General features: G+C 38.3%; 12 protein-coding genes. 8 read left to right on the forward strand and 4 right to left on the reverse strand.

Annotation, left to right across the window (positions count from 1 at the left end; translation table 11 throughout):
* Positions 1-122 precede the first annotated feature (122 nt).
* From sbcD to JM79_RS11595, 4 genes are all read left to right on the forward strand, one after another.
* Entirely contained in the window at positions 123-1,343 is a 1,221-nt protein-coding gene (sbcD, locus tag JM79_RS11580; RefSeq protein WP_141878299.1) for an exonuclease subunit SbcD, read from the forward strand.
* The gene (locus tag JM79_RS11585; RefSeq protein ID WP_141878300.1) at positions 1,344-4,367 is read left to right on the forward strand and encodes an AAA family ATPase; all 3,024 of its coding nucleotides are present in this window, start codon (positions 1,344-1,346) and stop codon (positions 4,365-4,367) included.
* A 312-nt stretch (positions 4,368-4,679) separates the two neighbouring features.
* Entirely contained in the window at positions 4,680-5,531 is an 852-nt protein-coding gene (locus JM79_RS11590) for a universal stress protein (protein WP_141878301.1), read from the forward strand.
* Between the two features lie 122 nt (positions 5,532-5,653).
* On the forward strand, positions 5,654-9,607 hold the full coding sequence (locus JM79_RS11595; protein WP_141878302.1) for an AsmA-like C-terminal region-containing protein: 3,954 nt from the start codon (positions 5,654-5,656) through the stop codon (positions 9,605-9,607).
* A gap of 37 nt (positions 9,608-9,644) precedes the next feature.
* Here the strand turns inward: JM79_RS11595 and JM79_RS11600 are convergent, their stop codons facing one another.
* Positions 9,645-11,429 (reverse strand): alpha-amylase family glycosyl hydrolase, encoded by a 1,785-nt coding sequence (locus tag JM79_RS11600; protein WP_141878303.1) that lies wholly within the window; start codon positions 11,427-11,429, stop codon positions 9,645-9,647.
* A 238-nt stretch (positions 11,430-11,667) separates the two neighbouring features.
* Here JM79_RS11600 and JM79_RS11605 point away from each other — a divergent pair, with 238 nt between their 5' ends.
* Together JM79_RS11605 and JM79_RS11610 are read left to right on the forward strand one after the other, a co-directional pair.
* Complete coding sequence (locus JM79_RS11605; RefSeq protein ID WP_141878304.1) at positions 11,668-12,270, forward strand: hypothetical protein; 603 nt, start codon at positions 11,668-11,670, stop codon at positions 12,268-12,270.
* Positions 12,271-12,446: 176 nt separating this feature from the next.
* Positions 12,447-13,127 (forward strand): type 1 glutamine amidotransferase domain-containing protein, encoded by a 681-nt coding sequence (locus tag JM79_RS11610; RefSeq protein WP_221625451.1) that lies wholly within the window; start codon positions 12,447-12,449, stop codon positions 13,125-13,127.
* Between the two features lie 146 nt (positions 13,128-13,273).
* Here JM79_RS11610 and JM79_RS11615 read toward each other — a convergent pair whose 3' ends face one another.
* On the reverse strand, positions 13,274-14,293 hold the full coding sequence (locus JM79_RS11615) for a serine hydrolase domain-containing protein (RefSeq protein WP_141878305.1): 1,020 nt from the start codon (positions 14,291-14,293) through the stop codon (positions 13,274-13,276).
* A 166-nt stretch (positions 14,294-14,459) separates the two neighbouring features.
* Here JM79_RS11615 and JM79_RS11620 point away from each other — a divergent pair, with 166 nt between their 5' ends.
* Positions 14,460-15,647: a glycosyltransferase family 2 protein gene (locus JM79_RS11620; protein WP_141878306.1), complete on the forward strand. Its 1,188-nt coding sequence runs from the start codon at positions 14,460-14,462 to the stop codon at positions 15,645-15,647.
* Here the strand turns inward: JM79_RS11620 and JM79_RS11625 are convergent.
* On the reverse strand, positions 15,566-16,885 hold the full coding sequence (locus JM79_RS11625) for a bifunctional PIG-L family deacetylase/class I SAM-dependent methyltransferase (protein WP_141878307.1): 1,320 nt from the start codon (positions 16,883-16,885) through the stop codon (positions 15,566-15,568). The genes JM79_RS11620 and JM79_RS11625 overlap by 82 nt on opposite strands.
* Positions 16,882-17,940 (reverse strand): acyl-CoA dehydrogenase family protein, encoded by a 1,059-nt coding sequence (locus JM79_RS11630; RefSeq protein ID WP_141878308.1) that lies wholly within the window; start codon positions 17,938-17,940, stop codon positions 16,882-16,884. Before JM79_RS11630 ends, JM79_RS11625 begins: the two co-directional genes overlap by 4 nt.
* A gap of 302 nt (positions 17,941-18,242) precedes the next feature.
* On the opposite strand from JM79_RS11630, the gene JM79_RS11635 reads away from it, so the two are divergent.
* On the forward strand, positions 18,243-18,419 hold the full coding sequence (locus JM79_RS11635; protein WP_141878309.1) for a histone H1: 177 nt from the start codon (positions 18,243-18,245) through the stop codon (positions 18,417-18,419).
* Positions 18,420-18,701 lie beyond the last annotated feature (282 nt).

The raw sequence follows: 18,701 nt of genomic DNA on the forward strand, positions 1-18,701 counted from the left end.
CTGAAACTCAAATTTCACTATCTTGATTTCGCGAATTTCTTACCTGAAATTCAACAACTCCTCACTTGCGACGACAAGTTCTGTCACAGGTGCAGCTTACTTTAGCATTATAAAATTTTTGCATGAAAATAGTTCATACTGCCGACTGGCATATTGGAAAGAAACTACATAAGCATGATCTTAGTGAAGACTTCGATCTATTTATCAACTGGCTCACCAAGTTTATAGAAGTTGAAAATGTCGACCTGCTCTTGATCTCCGGAGATATTTTTGATCTGGCGAACCCGTCTTCTGAAGCTCGCAGACAATATTATCGCGCACTCATTCGCTTACAAAAACTGAATTGTAAGATTATTGCCACCGGTGGGAACCATGATTCTCCGGCAATGCTGGACGCTCCACAAGAAATTATGCGAGCCTTAGATCTTAGTGTAATTGGAGGTCTCCCGCAAGATCTGAATGAAGTGATCATTCCGTTAAAGAATAAAAGCGGAGAAACAGAACTGGTGGTCGCAGCAATCCCCTACTTACGCGATGCCGATCTTAGAAGCGGAGAGCAGGCTTCAAATCACGAAGATAGAATTGAAGCGATTAGACTGGGAATTGAAAGAGTCTTTACGGAAGCTGCAGCTATTTGCCAACAAAAATACCCGGGAATTCCTGCAATTGCCATGGGACATTTATTTACCGCCGGAATTGAATCTTCAGAAAGTGAACGAGACATTCAAATTGGTAATCTTGCTGCTTTCCGGGCTTCACAATTTGGTAGTTATTATGAGTATCTCGCACTGGGACATATTCACAAACCTCAAAGAGTATCTGCAGAAAAACCTGTTTTCTATAGTGGATCTCCATTTCCGCTTAGTTTTAGTGAGAGAGCCGATGAAAAAAGAATCCTGTTATTGGATACCGATGACAGTTACGAACCAGATAGCATTGCGATTCCAAGTTTCAGGAAGCTTATAAAGTTGAGTGGAAATCTTAGCGAACTGGAATTAAAACTTAATTCACTGGATCATAACTCCAGTTTAAAATCTTTAATAGAGGTAGATCTTGTAGAAGAACAGTATGACGCACAGAAAGTCTATGCGCTGGACCAGTTAGTAGATCAATTTCAAACCGATGGTTTCGAGATCGTAAAACAGCGTGTTCAGTTTAAAAACCAGATAGAAGGTAGTTCCCAGTTGTATGACGAGGATCAGCAATTGGAAGACCTGAAGCCTAAAGATGTTTTTGCTGAATTAATAGCTACTCACCAATACTCTAAAGACGATCAAAATGAGATCATGGCTGCTTTTGATGAAATCCTGGAAGATGTTCAATCTGGAAATACTGGCATTTAAATGAAGATCTTAAAAATAGAATTCGAAAATATCAATTCCCTCAAGGGATCTCATAGTATCGATTTTACCAAAGAACCTTTTACCACCAATTCGCTCTTTGCAATCACAGGTCCAACAGGTAGCGGGAAAAGCAGTATTCTCGATGTTATTTCTCTGGCATTGTTTAATCATGTGCCTAGATTGGGAAAGATCACCAAAAACGAGATCGCCACCAAAGGAGCGATCCTTACCCGGAATCAGAAAAATGCGATGGCCCGCATTACCTATAGCTGTAATTCTGGGATCTACAGTTCCCAATGGACCATTGAAATTAACCGAAACAACAATCTGAATGATTATGAAATGGAACTTCATGATCATCAATCTGGCAAATTAATTGACCTAAAAAAGTCGCTAATTCCAGGTAAGAATGAGGAATTGATCGGGCTTAATTACGACCAGTTCATAAAAGCTGTTCTGTTGGCTCAGGGTGAATTTGCCCAATTCCTGAGGGCAAAGAAGGATGAACGAGGTGAATTACTGGAGAAGATCACTGGAACCGGTATCTATCGACAGCTTGGAATTAGAGCTTTTGAAAAGAATAAGGAAGCCAGCCAGGAGATCATTCAGCAGCAGAACGAGATCAGGATCATAGATCAAAATTTGCTTAGTGATGAAGTTTTTACCGAGAAACAGCAGGATCTAAAGGAAAAATCGCAGACATGTGAAAATTGGAGATCTGAGATAGAAAGTATAAAAAAAGCTATTGAGCTTAAAAAATCTGTCTCAGACCTGGAATCGCAACTTTCTATTTTAAAATCTTCGGAAGAAAAAGCTAAATCACAACTAGAAGATTTCGAAAAGGAACAGGGAAAACGTTTAAAATTGCATGAGAAGATCGAACCCAAAGCTGAAAGCTTTCGGGAATGGTCTCAAAACACTGCTAGAATAAAAGAACTGGAAGCTGAAAAGTCCAGGCTCTCCAATAAGCTCATTTCTACAAAGAAGAATATTGAAGAGCTGTTGGAAAATGCTTCAGCTCTTACAGGATCAAAACTTTCAGAAGAAAATCTGGAAAAAGGCATATTCGATTTTAGACAACGAGTGCTGGATCTACAACAGAAAAGAGCAGATAAACTTTCTCTTTACACTACCAGAAAGGAGCAGTTAAGGACCGAATTAAGAGATATGGAAATTTCAGTGAGTGATGATGCCGCTGAGTTAAAATCCAAACTCAATACTGCTTTCAATTCTATTTCTTCGGAATTAGAGAGGCTACTTCAGAAACATCAAATTGCGGCAATCGAGGATATTTCCGAAGAAATGGAAAAGCTACGAGTATTTCAGAAACGATCGCGGGATGCCTACCGTTATTTCATGGAGCTTCAGGATAGCAGAAAGGAGTCTGGCGCGGTACTGGAGCAGCTGAAACTTCTGGAACCTGAGCTTAATTCTGCACCTGAAAAGATTAATAAACTATCCAAAGACACTGCCTTATTGAAGTCGGATCTGGCAAACAAGCAGCTTAGCCTTGAAAATTTAAAGTTACGTGCGAGCCTGGAGGAACACAGAAAGAATCTGGTAGATGGAAAGCCATGCCCTCTCTGTGGAGCAACAGAGCATCCTCTTGCCGAAGAAAATGGGGGAAGTGCTTCAGTTCTGGAAACTGAAATTGCCAGCCTTACAAAGAGCTACGAGAGTTCCCGGGAATTACTTATGCGGGAAGAATCTAAACTGGAAAATATCAGGAAAAATTTCAGTGAATATTCTGAAAAGTTGAAAGCACTTCAGCTAAAGGAAAAAGAGCAAATTCAGCGCTTAAGTACAAATTATGAAGAATTCAGCAATTTAAAGACTAAGGAAGAATTTCAGAAATATGAAAACAGTCTGGAAGAGAAATCCCGGGATCTGGCAAAAATGGAAAGGTCTTCGCGTCTTAGCAATTCTTACAGGAATGCTCTGCCTATCGTGGATGAAATTCAGGAAATCATTGATGCTGGTAAAAATCTGAAATTACAGATAGATAACCTTTACTCAGGATCGAATATTCAAAATGATGTACAGCAACTGCATACAAACTGGATCAGACTTCTACAGGAAAGAGATAGCCTTACAGAGCAACTGAAAACAATTTCATCACAATACACCAAAATCATTGAAAAGCAGGAGAATATAGAAGGCGAACTCAAAGCCTTCTGCTTAGTGCATGATTTTGAAAGTATTGAAACTGCGAGGAATTTTTTATTGAGCGAATCTGAAGCCAGCAACTTTAGAAGAGAAAAACAGCAGATCGCCAATCAATTAACCAGTGCTCATGCTTCTGGCAAAACACTTCTGGAACAGCTATCAAAACTGAAAAAAATCGAACCTGAACAAGAGCGTTCGATACTCGAAGAACAGTTGAAAGAGAAGACAACTGAACTAGCTAACATGGATACTGCTTGTAAGGAAATCGATAGGATCCTTAAAAATTACGAGGATAATATCAATCGTAAAACCAAACTCCAAGAGGAAATTTCAGAAAAGGAAAAGCAGAGTAAAAGATGGCGTATTCTTAACGAGCTTATTGGAGATTCCAAAGGGAAAAAATTCAACGATTTCGCCCAGGATCTTACGTTATCCAGATTACTCAGCCTTGCTAACGTTCGTTTAAAAGATCTAAATGATCGCTATCTTATCGATAAACCTGAAGTACAGGAAGACGACGGACTCGTAGCAATAGATCAGCATATGGGTGGTCAGCGAAGATCTGTCAAAACGCTGTCTGGCGGAGAAACTTTTATACTCAGCCTGAGCATGGCGCTGGCATTGTCTGACCTTGCTTCTAAAAATGTAGAAATTAACAGTCTGTTTATCGATGAAGGTTTTGGAACGCTGGATCCTGAAACACTGGATCAAACCCTGGATACGCTGGAAAGGTTGAAGGCCGAAAGTTCCAAGACCATTGGAATTATAAGTCACGTTGATTCATTAAAAGAGAGAATTTCCACGCAAATAAAATTAACAAGAAATGGACAGGGATATAGTAGCCTGGAAATAAGTTGAAAGAGAAAAGCCGGACTCTCCGGCTTTGTCTTAGGCTAATTCAATGATTAAAAATTAAAAATTGAACCATAGTTTTGAAATTTATTTCTCCATATAAACCTCCTTCTTTTTAGTCTCAATATATTTACGACAAATTGTAAGTCAGGGTTTTACGGGAATCGACACTATTGGTTAAATGATTAACACAAAAGCAACGATTGAGATGATTTTTCCTGTTTTCAGCAGGTTTTATCACAAAGTGACTGCAAAGCTGAATTTCATGCCGCGGAGTTTAATTATATTTACTGAAACTGTCTACTACACACATTATTTATGGAAAAGAAGATCCTAGTCCCTACCAATTTCACCAAACATTCATGGAGCGCATTGATTTTTGCCATGAAGCTGTTCAAGAAATTTCCATGCACTTTCTATCTAATTAACGTTTATAGCTCTCGCGGTTCATTAAGTGAAGCGATGTCCATCCACAAGGAAGATGATGAAGAAACCAATGCATCTGTTTCTGAAAAAGGACTTGCAAGGATCATGCAGGGCTTGAATTTTAGAAAAGAGAATCAAAAACATCAATTTGAACAGATAAGTTTTGATGGCAGTCTGGTTGAGGGAATACAGGAGCAGGTGAATAAGCTTGGGATCGATATGATCATTGTAGGTTCACCCGGCGATACTGCGGGAATCAATACTGCAGAGAATAACAAGATCTCCAAGATAACTGAAAAGATCAAAGAATGCCCAGTGCTGGTCATCCCGGAGAAGTATGAAACTGCGATCGACCCTAATCTGGAGATCGTGTTTCCAACAAATTTACGCAAGCCGTTTAAGCCAAGCGAACTGGAACATCTCATAGAACTTGCTCAAAATACAGAATGTTCCATTAGAGTACTCTATATCAATACGGAAGGGAAAGCACTCTCAACCGATCAGGAGAAGAATAAAGAAGACCTGTTGAAGCAACTGGCCAAGGTAAATACCAGTTATCATATGCTTACCAAAACCAGTCCTACAACCGGAGTGCATTTATTTATTGAAAGCAGGGAAAGTGATTTTCTTGCCTTGTATCAAAGAAAACAAGGATTCTTCGGAAAGATATTTAATAAAGCAGCTATTGAGGATATAGATTTTGATCCAAAATTACCAGTGCTTATTCTGAAGGAAATACGCTAAGAATTTTATTTATTATATCCTAATATTGGTTTCATATGAAAATGTGGAACCAATTCATTTTTAATGTATTTTGGATCACTAAGATTTCACCTGATTAACCTGGAAAGAGCTTAACCAAATCTGTGGATAATACCAGCAAGAAAAAAAAGAGAAAAAAGCCTAATTGGATCAAACGCATTCTTATTGCATTAGGTCTGCTGTTTCTTGCGCCCCTATTTCTTTTTACATTGGGATGGTTTAGTCGGGACCTTTTGATAGATGAGCTTCAAATATGGTATGAAGCAAATAGTAACGGGACTCTGGAAATTGGAGAGGTAAATGCAAATTTTATCACCGGTTTTCCAAATGTTGGTTTCAGTATAGAGGATGTCAAACAAAGTAGTTTCGATACGATTCTGGATAAGAGAACCATCATTAAGCTGGCGAGAGCAGATGTGAATATTGCCGCAAAAGACCTGATGCGGGGAAATATTCAGTTTCGTAATATCAAGATTAGAGATGCGAGTGTTCATACACAAGTTCTTACGGAAAAAAATCTCCAGGAATATATTGAACTGAAGCTAAAAAAGCAGCTCGAACAGAACAGCGGATTTGATCTTCCCTCCTGGGTTCACCCTGATAAAACAAATTTCCAGCTGCAGAACGTTCACTTTATCGCTGAAAATAAAATACTTCATAAGTACTTCGATCTTGTTGCAGAAAATGTTTCTGGACAAATTAGATCAGGTGACGAAATCATCAGCGGAAATATTACCTACGAGGTTTTTATCAACGATCTTGGATTCAATACCCGAAAAGGTAGTTTTATCAATGGAGCCCTGGCCACGGGAAGCCCGGAATTTGAACTGAAAAAATCCAGTAATACGCTGAGTTTACCAGCTTTTGAACTTCAGCTGGATGATCAGTATTTTGAAGCAGAAGCTCAATTCGTGTTTAATAAACTTACAGAATACGAATTCAGTTTAAAAAATGAGGTAACAGATTTTAAAAAGATCCAGCAGTTTCTGGCAGATTCACTGGCCGCTAAGGTAAAACCATACCAGCTTCAGGATCCCATCGCCACCAATTTAAAACTAAAAGGAAAATTTGCATACGGAGACGTTCCTTTTATTCATGTCGACTTCAGTACGAATAATAACAAGCTTCAACTATTCGAAGAGCTTGAACTTGAAAATGTAGAATCTCACGGAATTCTCACGAACAATCTAAATTCGACAGACTCTCTGGCAGAACAACCCGGCAAGCGAGATATCAAGCTTTATTTCAAAGATTTTTCAGCGAATCTGGAAGATATACAGGTAAGTGCTCAGGAGAGTTATTACCAGTCTACGGCGAACCTACGAAACCAGGTTAAGGCCAATATACAGGTCAACGGTTCTAATGAAACCATGGCCAGGGCTCTTGATCATGAGAACTTCAGTTTTGAAGGCGGACAGTTTTCTCTGGATGCTACAATAGATGGCAATATTGATGACCCATACATGATTCTTAATGCTGCCAAAGGCACATTTACTATGGGAAATACGCGGGTGGCATTAAAGGAAAATAATGTACAGCTGCCACTGCGGCGTCTTGATCTGAAACTGGATAACAACAATTCGATTCTCAGGCAATTACAGATCGACCTTCCCAATGGGGAAAGTTTGAATTTTCGAGGAAATGTAAAGAATGTTTCAGCACTTATGGCTTCGAACCCTTCAAACCCTGCAGAGGCCAGTCTTATTTTGAACTCAGATGCTCTTAATCTTGATGACCTCATCAATACGGCAACTAAATTCACTTCAGAAAATAAAGGTGATCAGGATAATTTAAAGACATTGCATCAAACACTGGCGACGATCTATAAAAAGTTTCAACCTGGCTTTCAGCTGAATATAAATTCTGTGATCTACCAGGATAACTTATTTCAAAATTTAAAAGCTCGGGTACATTTAAAGAATTCTGAAGTTATACAGTTCGATCAACTTCAGTTCGATTATCAGGATGCCGAAACTTTACTTTCAGGAAGTGTTTGGGTTCCAAAGGTCAAAGAGAATAACCGCGAGCCTATTTTTATAAATGTAACTGCAGATTCGAAAGGTTCTATCAGAGTTTTCCAGGATCTTTTCAATATTAAACTGGTTTCTTTACGGAAGGGCGATTTTGCCTTTCAAGGTAAATTTACGGGCAACGTTCAGTATTTCGATCAGTTGCTGAGAAATGCTGAAGGTGATCTACAGTTATCTGGCACAGAGTTTTACTATCCAGAGGCTGAAATGAAATTTGCCATGGATACCCTACATGTAGGTATTGAGAAAAGCGATATTCAGATCGATCGATTTGCATTGGAAACTATTGGTCATCACCCAATTTATCTACAGAGTAAGATCACAGATTTTGCTTCTTTTTTGCTGGAGAAAGATACCGATACCGGGAGTATTGCTGTAAAACTGGATGCAAACTATATTGATGTTGACCAGTGGTTGGAATCTATTGCTGAAATGGAGCGAGACAGTTTGAAGGATATTAACAAGAATACACATGTTTCAAATATATTCCAGGATATTTATAAGTTTCATCCAAAGGTCCAGGTTGAGTTAGACTCAGTAAAATTCAATGATCTTATTTCTGAAGGTCTTAAGGCATTCGTGAATTTCGAAAATGACTCGATCCTCAAGCTTGATGATCTCAATCTAAAATTTAAAGAGACCCGCGCCAATATTCAGGGCTCTATCACTGCAAAGGAGCCAGTCATTAATACTGAAAATGAAAATCCCTTTGACTTCCAGTTTTCGCTAGCCATGAACGGAAAATCCAAAGATCTTAACGAGCTTTTAAATACTGTAAACTTTGAACTAAATTCTGGTGATTTTGAGTTTACCGGAAGTTACCAGGGACAGGCACAGGATCTTAGTATTCTTAATTCTAATGCGGAAGGAGACCTTAAACTTGGTGCTACCCTGGTCAGGATCAATGAAACAGACCTTGAAATCCCCGTAGATAGTCTGCATTTGATCATTAAAAATGATCTTGCAACTCTTGATCGACTCGATGTGGATCTACCTGGTAAAAGTTCGATCGATATCACTGGTACTATCGATCATTTTTCGAATTTTATTAATAACGAACAATTGGAACTTGCCCATACTTCTAATTTCATGATTAGATCGCCCTATCTGGATAGTAAGGATATTGCTGAATTTATTGGTTCCGATTCCTCAAAGAGAAAGAAGAAGACTAAATCTGAATTTAAGGTCACTAATCTCAAGGAAATTCTTAGGAATATTAATGACTCTTATTTTCCAACCGCCAGTGTCGCCCTGGACAGCGTTATACTTGAAGGGCTGGGAGTTTCAGATTTTAATGCCAAGTTGAGTTTTGACCCTGAAGGCAATTTTAAACTGAACAATACGAACTTTAGTTACCAACAAGGCTCAATTGAGGTTGAACTACTCGCCAGCGTTGATTCTTCGGAAGTGCTTCCAGTACATTTGATGACAGAGATAAATGCTGTAGATATTCAGAAGCTTATAGCAGATCTTGACTATCTGAATATGGAAGAATTAAGTTCTGCTGAAAAAATTGCAGGTAAACTTAATCTGAAAATTGATGCCAGAACTAAGTTATTGTCAAACGGCAACATAGATATCAACTCACTGAACGGCAGCATAGTATTTGACCTGCAAGATCTGGAACTATACGATTTTAAGCCAGTTCTGGAGTCGGTCGTTCTAATGAAAGAAGAACGTTTTGAAAAGCTGCGGTTCAGACCAATAACTCAAACTTTCAGGATTGAAAACGGCGTAGTAATAGTTCCAAGAACACAGATACAATCTTCAGCTTTGCAGTTGTATGCTGAAGGAGAATTTAAGCTGGATGAATATTTTGATATCTGGCTTTCCCTACCCTGGAAAAATTTGAAGTCCAATGACGGACTTCAATTACCTGAAAAAGAAACCTACAAAGAGGCAGGAGCGAAGTTTTACCTTCAGCTAATTCAGAATAAAGAAAGTGATGAAGAGAAAGAACGAAAGCTAAGAACACGTTTTCGATTATGGAACCGTGAGTTGAAAAATAAAACATCCTCAGATAATTAAAATTCCCGCCAATTGGCGGGAATATTGAATTTATAATCTATTCGTGAATAAAGATGAGTGCAGAGTATCCCGGGATTTCAAAAGTTCCCGTGTTCGCTTCTTCTTTACTCTCCATATGTATTTCCGGATCATCAACTTCCATTTCTGAAAAATCATCATCATACTCTTTAGCCACCGTGTTTAAACGCAGTTTCCAGTTAGACTGCTCCGCAAGATCCAGGTTGTATTCGGTATAATCTTTATTACTGAAGTTTATAACTATTAAAACTTTGGAGTTCTCTTCGCCTCGAAGATATGCCAGAACTTTAGAATCATTATTTAAGTGTATGATTTCAATAGCCTGTTGTCTTAAACCTTCATAGCCTTCAATTTCTCCTGTTCTTATTTTAATAAGGTTACTAACCAATCTGGAAATCCCCTGGTGTTTTTCTAATTTCTCCCAGTTAAGCTCCACCGTATCCTGGAAATAAGAATCTTCCATAAACTCCTGACCCTGAAATAACATTGGAATGCCTGGAGTAGTAAGAGTTAGTACTATCCCCAGCAGAGCTCGCTTTTTAGCGAATGCACTTTCGGCATCACCGGGCTGAACCTCTTCAGGCACCCTTGCTTTTCCATTGGCGACTTCATCATGAGATTCAGTATAAATGATCCTTTTGAAAGCGTCGTTGCTTTGCACGAACTGCAATGCACCAGCGATCTTTTCCAGATCCCTGCTATCATCATGTGTATCGGTAAGTACTTCACGTACCGGGTGTACAAAATTCATATCCCATTGGGAACCATAACCAATTCCGCCATTTTCGATCGTATCGGTTACCATATCATGACCTTTTAGATCTTCAGCAATAGTAATAATATGAGGATATTTCTCCTGAATTTCAGCATTGATCTCGCGCATCATTTGATTTCCTTCTTCAATAGCAGTGTCTTCACCCAGACCTCCACCTTCAAAACGAATATAGGAAGTCGCATCCATGCGCAATCCATCACAACGATATTTCTCAATCCACATGAGGGCATTGTCTCTTAAATACTGTCTTACCTCTTCCCTACCATAGTCAGGACGAGTGTCACCCCAGGGAGTCTTGCTTCGATGGTCGTTATAGAAATAAATACCACCTTTGTCGTTTTGCGACCAGCCATCAAACTGCCAGAGATCCATATCTGAAGGGCCAAAATGGTTGTAGACAACATCCATAATCACTCCAATTCCATGCTGGTGAGCAGCTTTTACCAGATTTGCCAGTCCGTTTGGACCACCATAATCCTGTTCTATGGCGAAAGGATGCGCCGGGTTATAACCCCAGGATTCTCCGCCGGGGAACTCAGCTACCGGAAGTAGTTCTATACAATTAATTCCCAAATTTTTCAAATAATCCAGTTTCTCGATAACATTTTCGAAAGTTCCAACAGTATCTGCCGATTTCCTATTGAAAGTTCCTACGTGTAGTTCATAAATTACTAATTGATTGAAGGAAGGCAACTGGTATTGATCATCGCCAAAATCAAAGTTGAGATCTCGAATTACAGAATTACCATCGCTGTTGGTAAGCTCAAAAGCATAGGGATCATTGCGGTAGAAGGTTTCACCATTATTGTGGATGACGTATTTGTACTCATCGCCTTGCTTTGCCTTATCGGTCGTGCCAGCCCAGTAACCATTTTCTTCATGTTCAAGTTCCAGGTCATCGGCATTCCAGTCATTAAAGGTTCCCGTAACGAATATTTTATCGGCATTTGGAGCCCACACGCGAAAGGTAGTAAGCCCTTCATCTATGATGCAACCCATTCCTGGTGAGCGTTTTATGATAGTTTCCATAGTATATTTAGATAATTTGATCGTTAATTGAAGTCGTTAAAACAAAAAGTAAAAGTAGCTGCAGATCTTATTACAAAACGTTAATTATCATTACATTAACTTGCACTTCAGCTGATCTAATTCGTCTAACTATTTATACTTCGGAAGAAGTTGTTTTGAGAAATAATACTGGACATGGGAACCTCTATTAATTCTGAATAATGTATATATTAAAAGTTGAAACAATTAAAATTCAGTAGTGATTCGACAGAAAGAGCAGTATTATATCTTATCCAAAAAATGGAGCCTGGACCCAAATCAATGGTCTATGCTTATGGATGGCACGGCAGTTTTATTGACCTTGTTCGGCTTTATCATCGCATTCTGGCTCTACAAGGTGCAGCGAGATGATAAAGCCACAGATGCACATCGATTCTTCAAATCTTCCCTACCCGGATTAAAATCTTCCATACATCACGCGATTACAGATCTTCGGGAGTTTAGAGAATCACTGGATCTGGACAAAGTGGTCGACCCTGTCCTTTCAGTTTCCCTGAATGATAAATTTCTGGAGAAAGTGAATCTAGTTGCTTTAAACCGCTATTATGCAAAAAATGAATCGGCAAATCTAGAACACTTCAATCAGTTGCTGGTTGATTCAAATTTTTTTGGAGATTACCGTGACTATATCACTAACCAGATCAAATATTTTAGAACTGTATACCTGGAAAGAGCTGATGATAATTCTGGAAATATTCTAAGGATGAAAGAAAAGATAAGGACAGTGCTGGATAAAGATATTTCCAGATTCGAAGACATACTTGAGAATATTAATCTTCTACTTAAGGATAGTTCAAACTAGCTTCGGGCTGCCAAATCAGAGAATTGGTGCTAAATAATATTTCTGCTGTAAAAAAAATATCTATCGTTTGGCTGATTTAAAATTAGGATTCTGAAAATTTATAAATGATTTATGATACTGAAAACTTCAATTTCGGGGGCTTTTGGTAATTTCAATTAAATCAAAAAAATCTCGTTATGAAAAAGATATTAATGGTGGTGACATCTCATAAGGCATTGGAAAATACCGACAGCACCACTGGTTTATGGATTGGAGAATTTACAGATCCATATTATGTTTTTAAAGATGAAGGTTATTCAATAGAGATCGCCAGTCCTATGGGTGGCAAGCCGCCAATTGATCCAATGAGTGAGCTAACCGAACATATTACTAGTTCCAATCGAAGATTTCAAGACGATGAATTGGCTAAAAATGCATTAAATAATGCAAAACTTCTGTCTGAGGTTTCCGCAGAAAATTATGATACTTTATTTTTTCCAGGTGGGCACGGCCCCATGTTCGATCTTGCCACTAATCATGATAGCGGGAAATTGATCCTGGAGTTTATTGAAAGTAACAAACCGGTAGCTTCAGTTTGTCATGGACCCGCGGCACTAATCAAAGCTGCTGAAATTGAACCTGACTTACTGAAAGGAAAGAGAGTGACCGGCTATTCAAATCTTGAAGAAAAAATGTCGCTTAAAATGGACAATATTCCATACACACTTGAGAACCGACTGAAAGAACTGGGAGGAGAATATCATAATGCAAGCGCTCCCTTCCTTTCACATGTAGAGGTTGATGGATTATTGATTACCGGACAAAATCCATTATCTGCAGAACCAACAGCAAAGGCCTTAGTAGATTTTTGGAAATAATCATCATTTAATCAAGTAAGACAAAAAGCAAAAACCCTGATTTCCAGATCAGGGTTTTTGCTTTTTTGATGGCTTTATTTTACGGAGAGTACACTATAAATTTTTCTCTTAGCTATGGCAGTTGCGGTAAAGATCATTCGCTAATGCTACTCTTTGATAAATATAAATTCCTGGCCTGCTTGTTTTAAAATCATTTCTTCAGTTTCAGCTTTAAACTCTATTTCCACACCCACTTTATCATAAACGAAAATATTTTTCGATACCGCTTCCAATGGAAATGCAGTTTGTCCCGTAGCTTGCGCCAGTAAGGTATTCTCTTCCATAGAAATGGTGATTTTGGGTGGTATTTGTTCACTTGAATAAGTACCAACGAACGGTTCAAGCTCACTGGACTTTAAATCTATTTTTCGGAATTCTGGTAACTTAAATTCATCTCCATAAAAGCTTCCCAGTACTGCCAGAAGTATATCATTTTTATTAAAATTTACCCCATTGGAAAGAAGACTAATAGCCAGCTTATCTTCCGGAAAGTAGCTGGAGACCGCTTCGAAACCATCGATACCACCAGTATGACCAAAACTCCATTTATTAATATAAGGGAATCGTAATAGTCCCAAACCAAATCCATTTTCTATAGTTTTCATTTGCTTCAAACTCTCTTCTGAAATTATTTCGTTCTTGAAAAGAATCTTAAGAAATATGTTTAAATCTGTGGGGGTTGATACTATAGCTCCAGCGCCTTGCGGAATAGACATGTCGGTTTCTGCAGACTTTGTCCATTTTCCCAGATACGAATATGAATACGCTTCATTATTGAGTGGATCTATTCTATTACCATAGGTAGTATTTTTTAAACCTAATGGACCCGTAATTTTCTCGTAGAGTAAGTCTTTAAAGCTTTTCTCGTAAACATCTTCCAGGATATAGGTAAGTAGCACAAAATTAGAATTACTGTACTCACTTTCTGTAGCTGGATCAAAGTCACTAGAGTAACTGGATATTCGTTTGAGCATGCTATCCTTATGTTGTTGTACCTGATTCCACATTAAATAATCTCCATTTCTTGTAAAGTCATGAATGCCACTGCTATGGTTAAGCATATTTTTGATTGTGATCACTTCAGAATTAGTAATTTCAGGATAAAAATCTTTGAGTTTTTGATCCAGTTAACAAAATACATAGTATAACAATGTATTGTTTTAAAAATCAATTTCAATTTCGAATTCTGTACCTAAATTCTTCTACAATCTCTAACCCTTGCATTTGTTAATTTCATTATAAGCTCTATTAATTCAGCAGAACAATTGAGTATTTTTCGGGTAAAAACTTTCAGTGAATATTGAATCCATAGCAAAAATTGTTGCGGAGCTAAAGGCTTATGGTAACCAAACGCCCTCGGTATCGTCAGACATCGAGTTAAGTGTCTGTATTCCTGCCAGGAACGAAGCCCAGACTATCTGGAAGACCTTAACGGCATTGGCAAATCAGCTTTCAGGAGATAAAGCCGTTCCTACTCAGTTATATGAAGTTCTAGTTTTGTGTAATAATTGTAATGATGATACTGTAGAGCTATGTAAAGTTTTTCAGGAGCTCAATCCAGAATTTCCGTTTTATATATATGTAACAAACAATCCAGCGAACAATAATGTTGGTGCTGCGAGGAAAGTTTTAATGGATCTTGCCAGCGAAAGACTTACCGACAACGGTTTTATTATCATGACCGATGCGGATACCATAGCAGATAAGAATTGGCTCCATTCATTTTTGAAACTTCAAACTGAACCTGTAGACCTTGTATGCGGACAGATCATACCAGACATGAAAGGTTTGAATACGAAAGCAAAGAAGAATCTTTTTGAAAACAGGCATTATCTTGACCTGGTTAGCAGACTTGAGAGTGAAATATACCCACAGCAATCTGATCCCTGGCCGAGGCATTCCCATAATTCAGGACCTAACATGGCGGTTCGAAATTTAGTTTATAAAAATATTGGAGGCATTCCTCCTATCGCCTGCCTGGAAGATATCGCATTGTACCAGAAAGTGATAAGCTCTGGTTATGCAGTTAAACATGCGATGGAGCCTATGGTTACAACTTCCTGCCGCAGCTCTTCCAGAGTTCCGGGAGGTTTTGGTTCCCAGATCCAGAACTGGTCGGCTTCTAAAACTGAAAATGTCGAAGGCTATGCTAAACTAAGAGAACGCTTCACGGCCTTTGCTGAAATAAGACAATATTATTCCCAGCCTTTTGAAGAACTTCTGAATTCTATCGGTCACCGGTTGAAAATTCAGAAACAAATGCTGAGATCTTTAATTGAAAAACACCACAGTAGTAATTCATTGGTCATTTACCTTGAAAATTTTTTGGAGGATCATTCTCCATGGAATGCTGCCCATCCTAATATTAATATAGCTGAAGCTATTCACGAACTAGAAGATCACTTTTCTGTCTTTTCCCAGACTTCCAAAATATACAGTTCAGCTCGCTCAGAATTAAGCAGTTTAAAACGATCAATGTAATTTTTTCTGAAGTGATCATGTACCTGTTGTCCTGTAAGTGGATATGATCTAACGTATGCCGTCCAGTGGACCATGACTAAAATTCCACCTGACTGCAAAGAGTCCGTAATATCTTTAAATAGTTTACCTAATCTGTTCAGATCGAAATAATAACCTACTTCAGAAAAAAAGATAGCGTCATAATTACTTCCTGGCAGACCATTACTAACATCCCATTGCATGAACTTACATTGCGAAAACGAAGCACACCTTTTTATAGCCGACTTTAAGGATTCCTGACTAAGATCGACAGCAAGTAGATTCTTGCATTTTGGAGCTAGTAATTTGGTAAAAACTCCGTTGGAACATCCAATTTCCAGAGCATTCTCGAATGACTTACCTAAGACCGATGCAATTGTTTTACGATATTTTTCCTGCTCGTAACTGCTAGTTTCAAAATCCCATGGATCTTCGTTATCTGCATATAAGTTCGCAAAATAGGTTTCATTAACTGCAGGTTTATATTTGGCTGGAAAAAAGAAATATTCATAATTCCCTATAAAAGGCTGCATAAGATCTTCTGTAAGAATAAAACCTTCAGGATCATCATCGATCAAATTTGTAGTCTGACTTATATGTGCCTGAATCGCTGCTTTCTTGATTTCTTTTACGGAATCGATCTTTAATCTGAAAGTCAGGACCTCATCTTCAGCGGGCCAGTCGGCAGATTCTCCCTTTTTCCAGAGCCAGATTGGATATTCAACTATTGTGCTTTCCAGGCTCTCCGCTGCTTTGTTAATCAGGTTGTAAGCAGCAATATGATCAATATGATGGTCTCTACGCCAGGGTGCAAAAATTGTGTCCGGTTCCTTCTGCTGAAAGAGTTCTTTTAATTCATTTACGACCGAATCATCATTTTTAAACTTTTCAGCTAATTTCCCATCACTAGCATTTAGAAATATGAGATTTTTTTCCTTTACTCCTAAAATCTTACAAGCATTGATGGCTTCAGACTTTCGTAACTTCCCAAGTTTGTTTTGTGGAAATTTACTGGAATTAGGATGCGAAGCATCACCATTTGTAAGAAACAGTACGGATACTTCTGCATTCTGAGTAGCTAAATGAGCGATTAATCCTCCGCAACCAAGGCTTTCATCATCGGGATGTGGAGCTACAATGATCACTTTTCCCAGATCCCTATGGAGTCCTTCTATATTCAAAAACGGGGCTTTCTCAATGTGTTCCCTGGTATTTTTCATTTCTTATAATAATCAAAAGTATAAGCGCCTACATTTTTGAGCGCAAGATCTGGTCCTGGTTGTTTGAGATATACTTTGAGATCCCTGTAAACCTGCTCCATAGGATGATTTTCCATAAAACCCTGGACGCCAATGGAACGTTCGGTTAGCTGTAAAATTTCTTCGGAAATATTTAAAATAGCGCTACGCATCATATCTGCAAAATTCACAATTTCAGCTGAAGTATAATTTTTCTGATTATCATCTATTTTTTGAGCCTTTTGTAACCAGAACTTCCCAGATTCAATCAGTATCGCCATGGTACCCATACGCTGTTGTTGATACGGGTCACTGGATTTATTTTGTGCATTCAGGTGATCGATCGCGGAAAGCATCAATGCCTCTGCCCCGCCGAATTGGACCGCTGCAAAACGCATGGCGCCACCCGAGAACCATGGCTGTTGCTGGTAAACATTTAATTTACCTAGCTTCAGGTCGCTTGACACTTCTAAGCCGGAAAAATCAATTCGGCAGCTTACCGAGTTTTTCATTCCCATGGGATTCCACAGGGACCAGTCCTCGATTAGTTTCGGATATTCCTTAAGCGGAAGGATCAACATCTGTTTATCCTCATCAACTTCAGCAGTTATGATCGCATGATCAATCTGTAATCCTCCTGAACAAAAAGTTTTTGCTCCATTCAGCTTAAGCTTGCTATAACTTACTTGTGCTGTAAGGGCTTCAGAACTCATTTCTGTATTCCATACGCTAAATAATCTTCCAATTCTGGCCTCCTGGAAAAAATATTCTTTTTGCGACTCAGATCCATGATCCTTAATTAGTTTGATGGCGTTTAAATGACCTTCATAAATACGCCCTGCAGATAGATTGCATTTGCCAATCTTACTTAGTGTTTCATAAATAGGTATGCGTTCAGCATTTACCCGAAATTTCTTCGGAAGATTAATTTGCAGCAATGATTGTTCATGAAGTAATTGCATTGCAGTTGCTGGAAAATGCCGTGAATCTTCTGGCATCTTTAGACAACCTGAATTAATATCTGCAAAGTTTGGCATGTTTAAATTTTAAATAAAAATAAAATGTCCCGTGCACTCCCTTGTTAATATCATACTAAATTATTTTCAGGGCTTTAAAAAATACTGCCGCATGTATTCCAGAGGACCAGGGTTTAGCCACTAAAGTTCATGATTATATCAAAACTAGAAATCTAATATTGACTAAATATAAAGAGGCTTTTCAAATCATCAGATTTAAATGAGCTTCAACAATCACCCAATGATGCTACGAAAAATGCAGGAAGAAGTCCGCATCCCGGAAAAATCTTCTATTTTCGCACATTAACCTAAAAACATCAAAAATGAAAGAACTAGTTGAAAACATTCAGTCAACATTTGAATCATTCCAGACAGAGGCCAATACTCAATTAGAGAGTGGTAATAAAAGTGCTGGTACCAGAGCAAGAAAAGCATCTTTAGAATTAGAAAAACTTCTAAAAGAATTTCGTAAAGTCTCTGTTGCAGAATCAAAAAAGTAAACTAAAAACCTCCTGAAAAGGAGGTTTTTTTATTATATATAAGTTTTGAATCAAAATTAAATCTTGAAATTATAATTCAGGGTAAATTGACTTCGAGCAATTCTGTCGAAAAGTCTTAGTTCAAGTGACCTCATTCACTAATCCCTACCCGGCGTTTACCTAAACACGTGATAAGTAATCTAGTTTCTATCAGGTACGCTATTCTAACTAAAGCCTTACTACGATAAATGCTTCGACTTAGAACAACCTGATTTGGCAATCTAAGCATTTGTATAATTTTCT

This window comes from Gramella sp. Hel_I_59 (assembly GCF_006714895.1).
Classification (GTDB): domain Bacteria; phylum Bacteroidota; class Bacteroidia; order Flavobacteriales; family Flavobacteriaceae; genus Christiangramia.

Bases quoted from the DNA above. Each gene is read 5' to 3' on its own strand.
- JM79_RS11585 (WP_141878300.1), top strand. From the start codon at position 1,344: ATGAAGATCTTAAAAATAGAATTCGAAAATATCAATTCCCTCAAGGGA.
- JM79_RS11590 (WP_141878301.1), top strand. From the start codon at position 4,680: ATGGAAAAGAAGATCCTAGTCCCTACCAATTTCACCAAACATTCATGG.
- JM79_RS11635 (WP_141878309.1), top strand. From the start codon at position 18,243: ATGAAAGAACTAGTTGAAAACATTCAGTCAACATTTGAATCATTCCAG.
- JM79_RS11625 (WP_141878307.1), bottom strand. From the start codon at position 16,885: ATGAAAAATACCAGGGAACACATTGAGAAAGCCCCGTTTTTGAATATA.
- JM79_RS11630 (WP_141878308.1), bottom strand. From the start codon at position 17,940: ATGCCAAACTTTGCAGATATTAATTCAGGTTGTCTAAAGATGCCAGAA.
- sbcD (WP_141878299.1), top strand. From the start codon at position 123: ATGAAAATAGTTCATACTGCCGACTGGCATATTGGAAAGAAACTACAT.
- JM79_RS11610 (WP_221625451.1), top strand. From the start codon at position 12,447: ATGAAAAAGATATTAATGGTGGTGACATCTCATAAGGCATTGGAAAAT.
- JM79_RS11600 (WP_141878303.1), bottom strand. From the start codon at position 11,429: ATGGAAACTATCATAAAACGCTCACCAGGAATGGGTTGCATCATAGAT.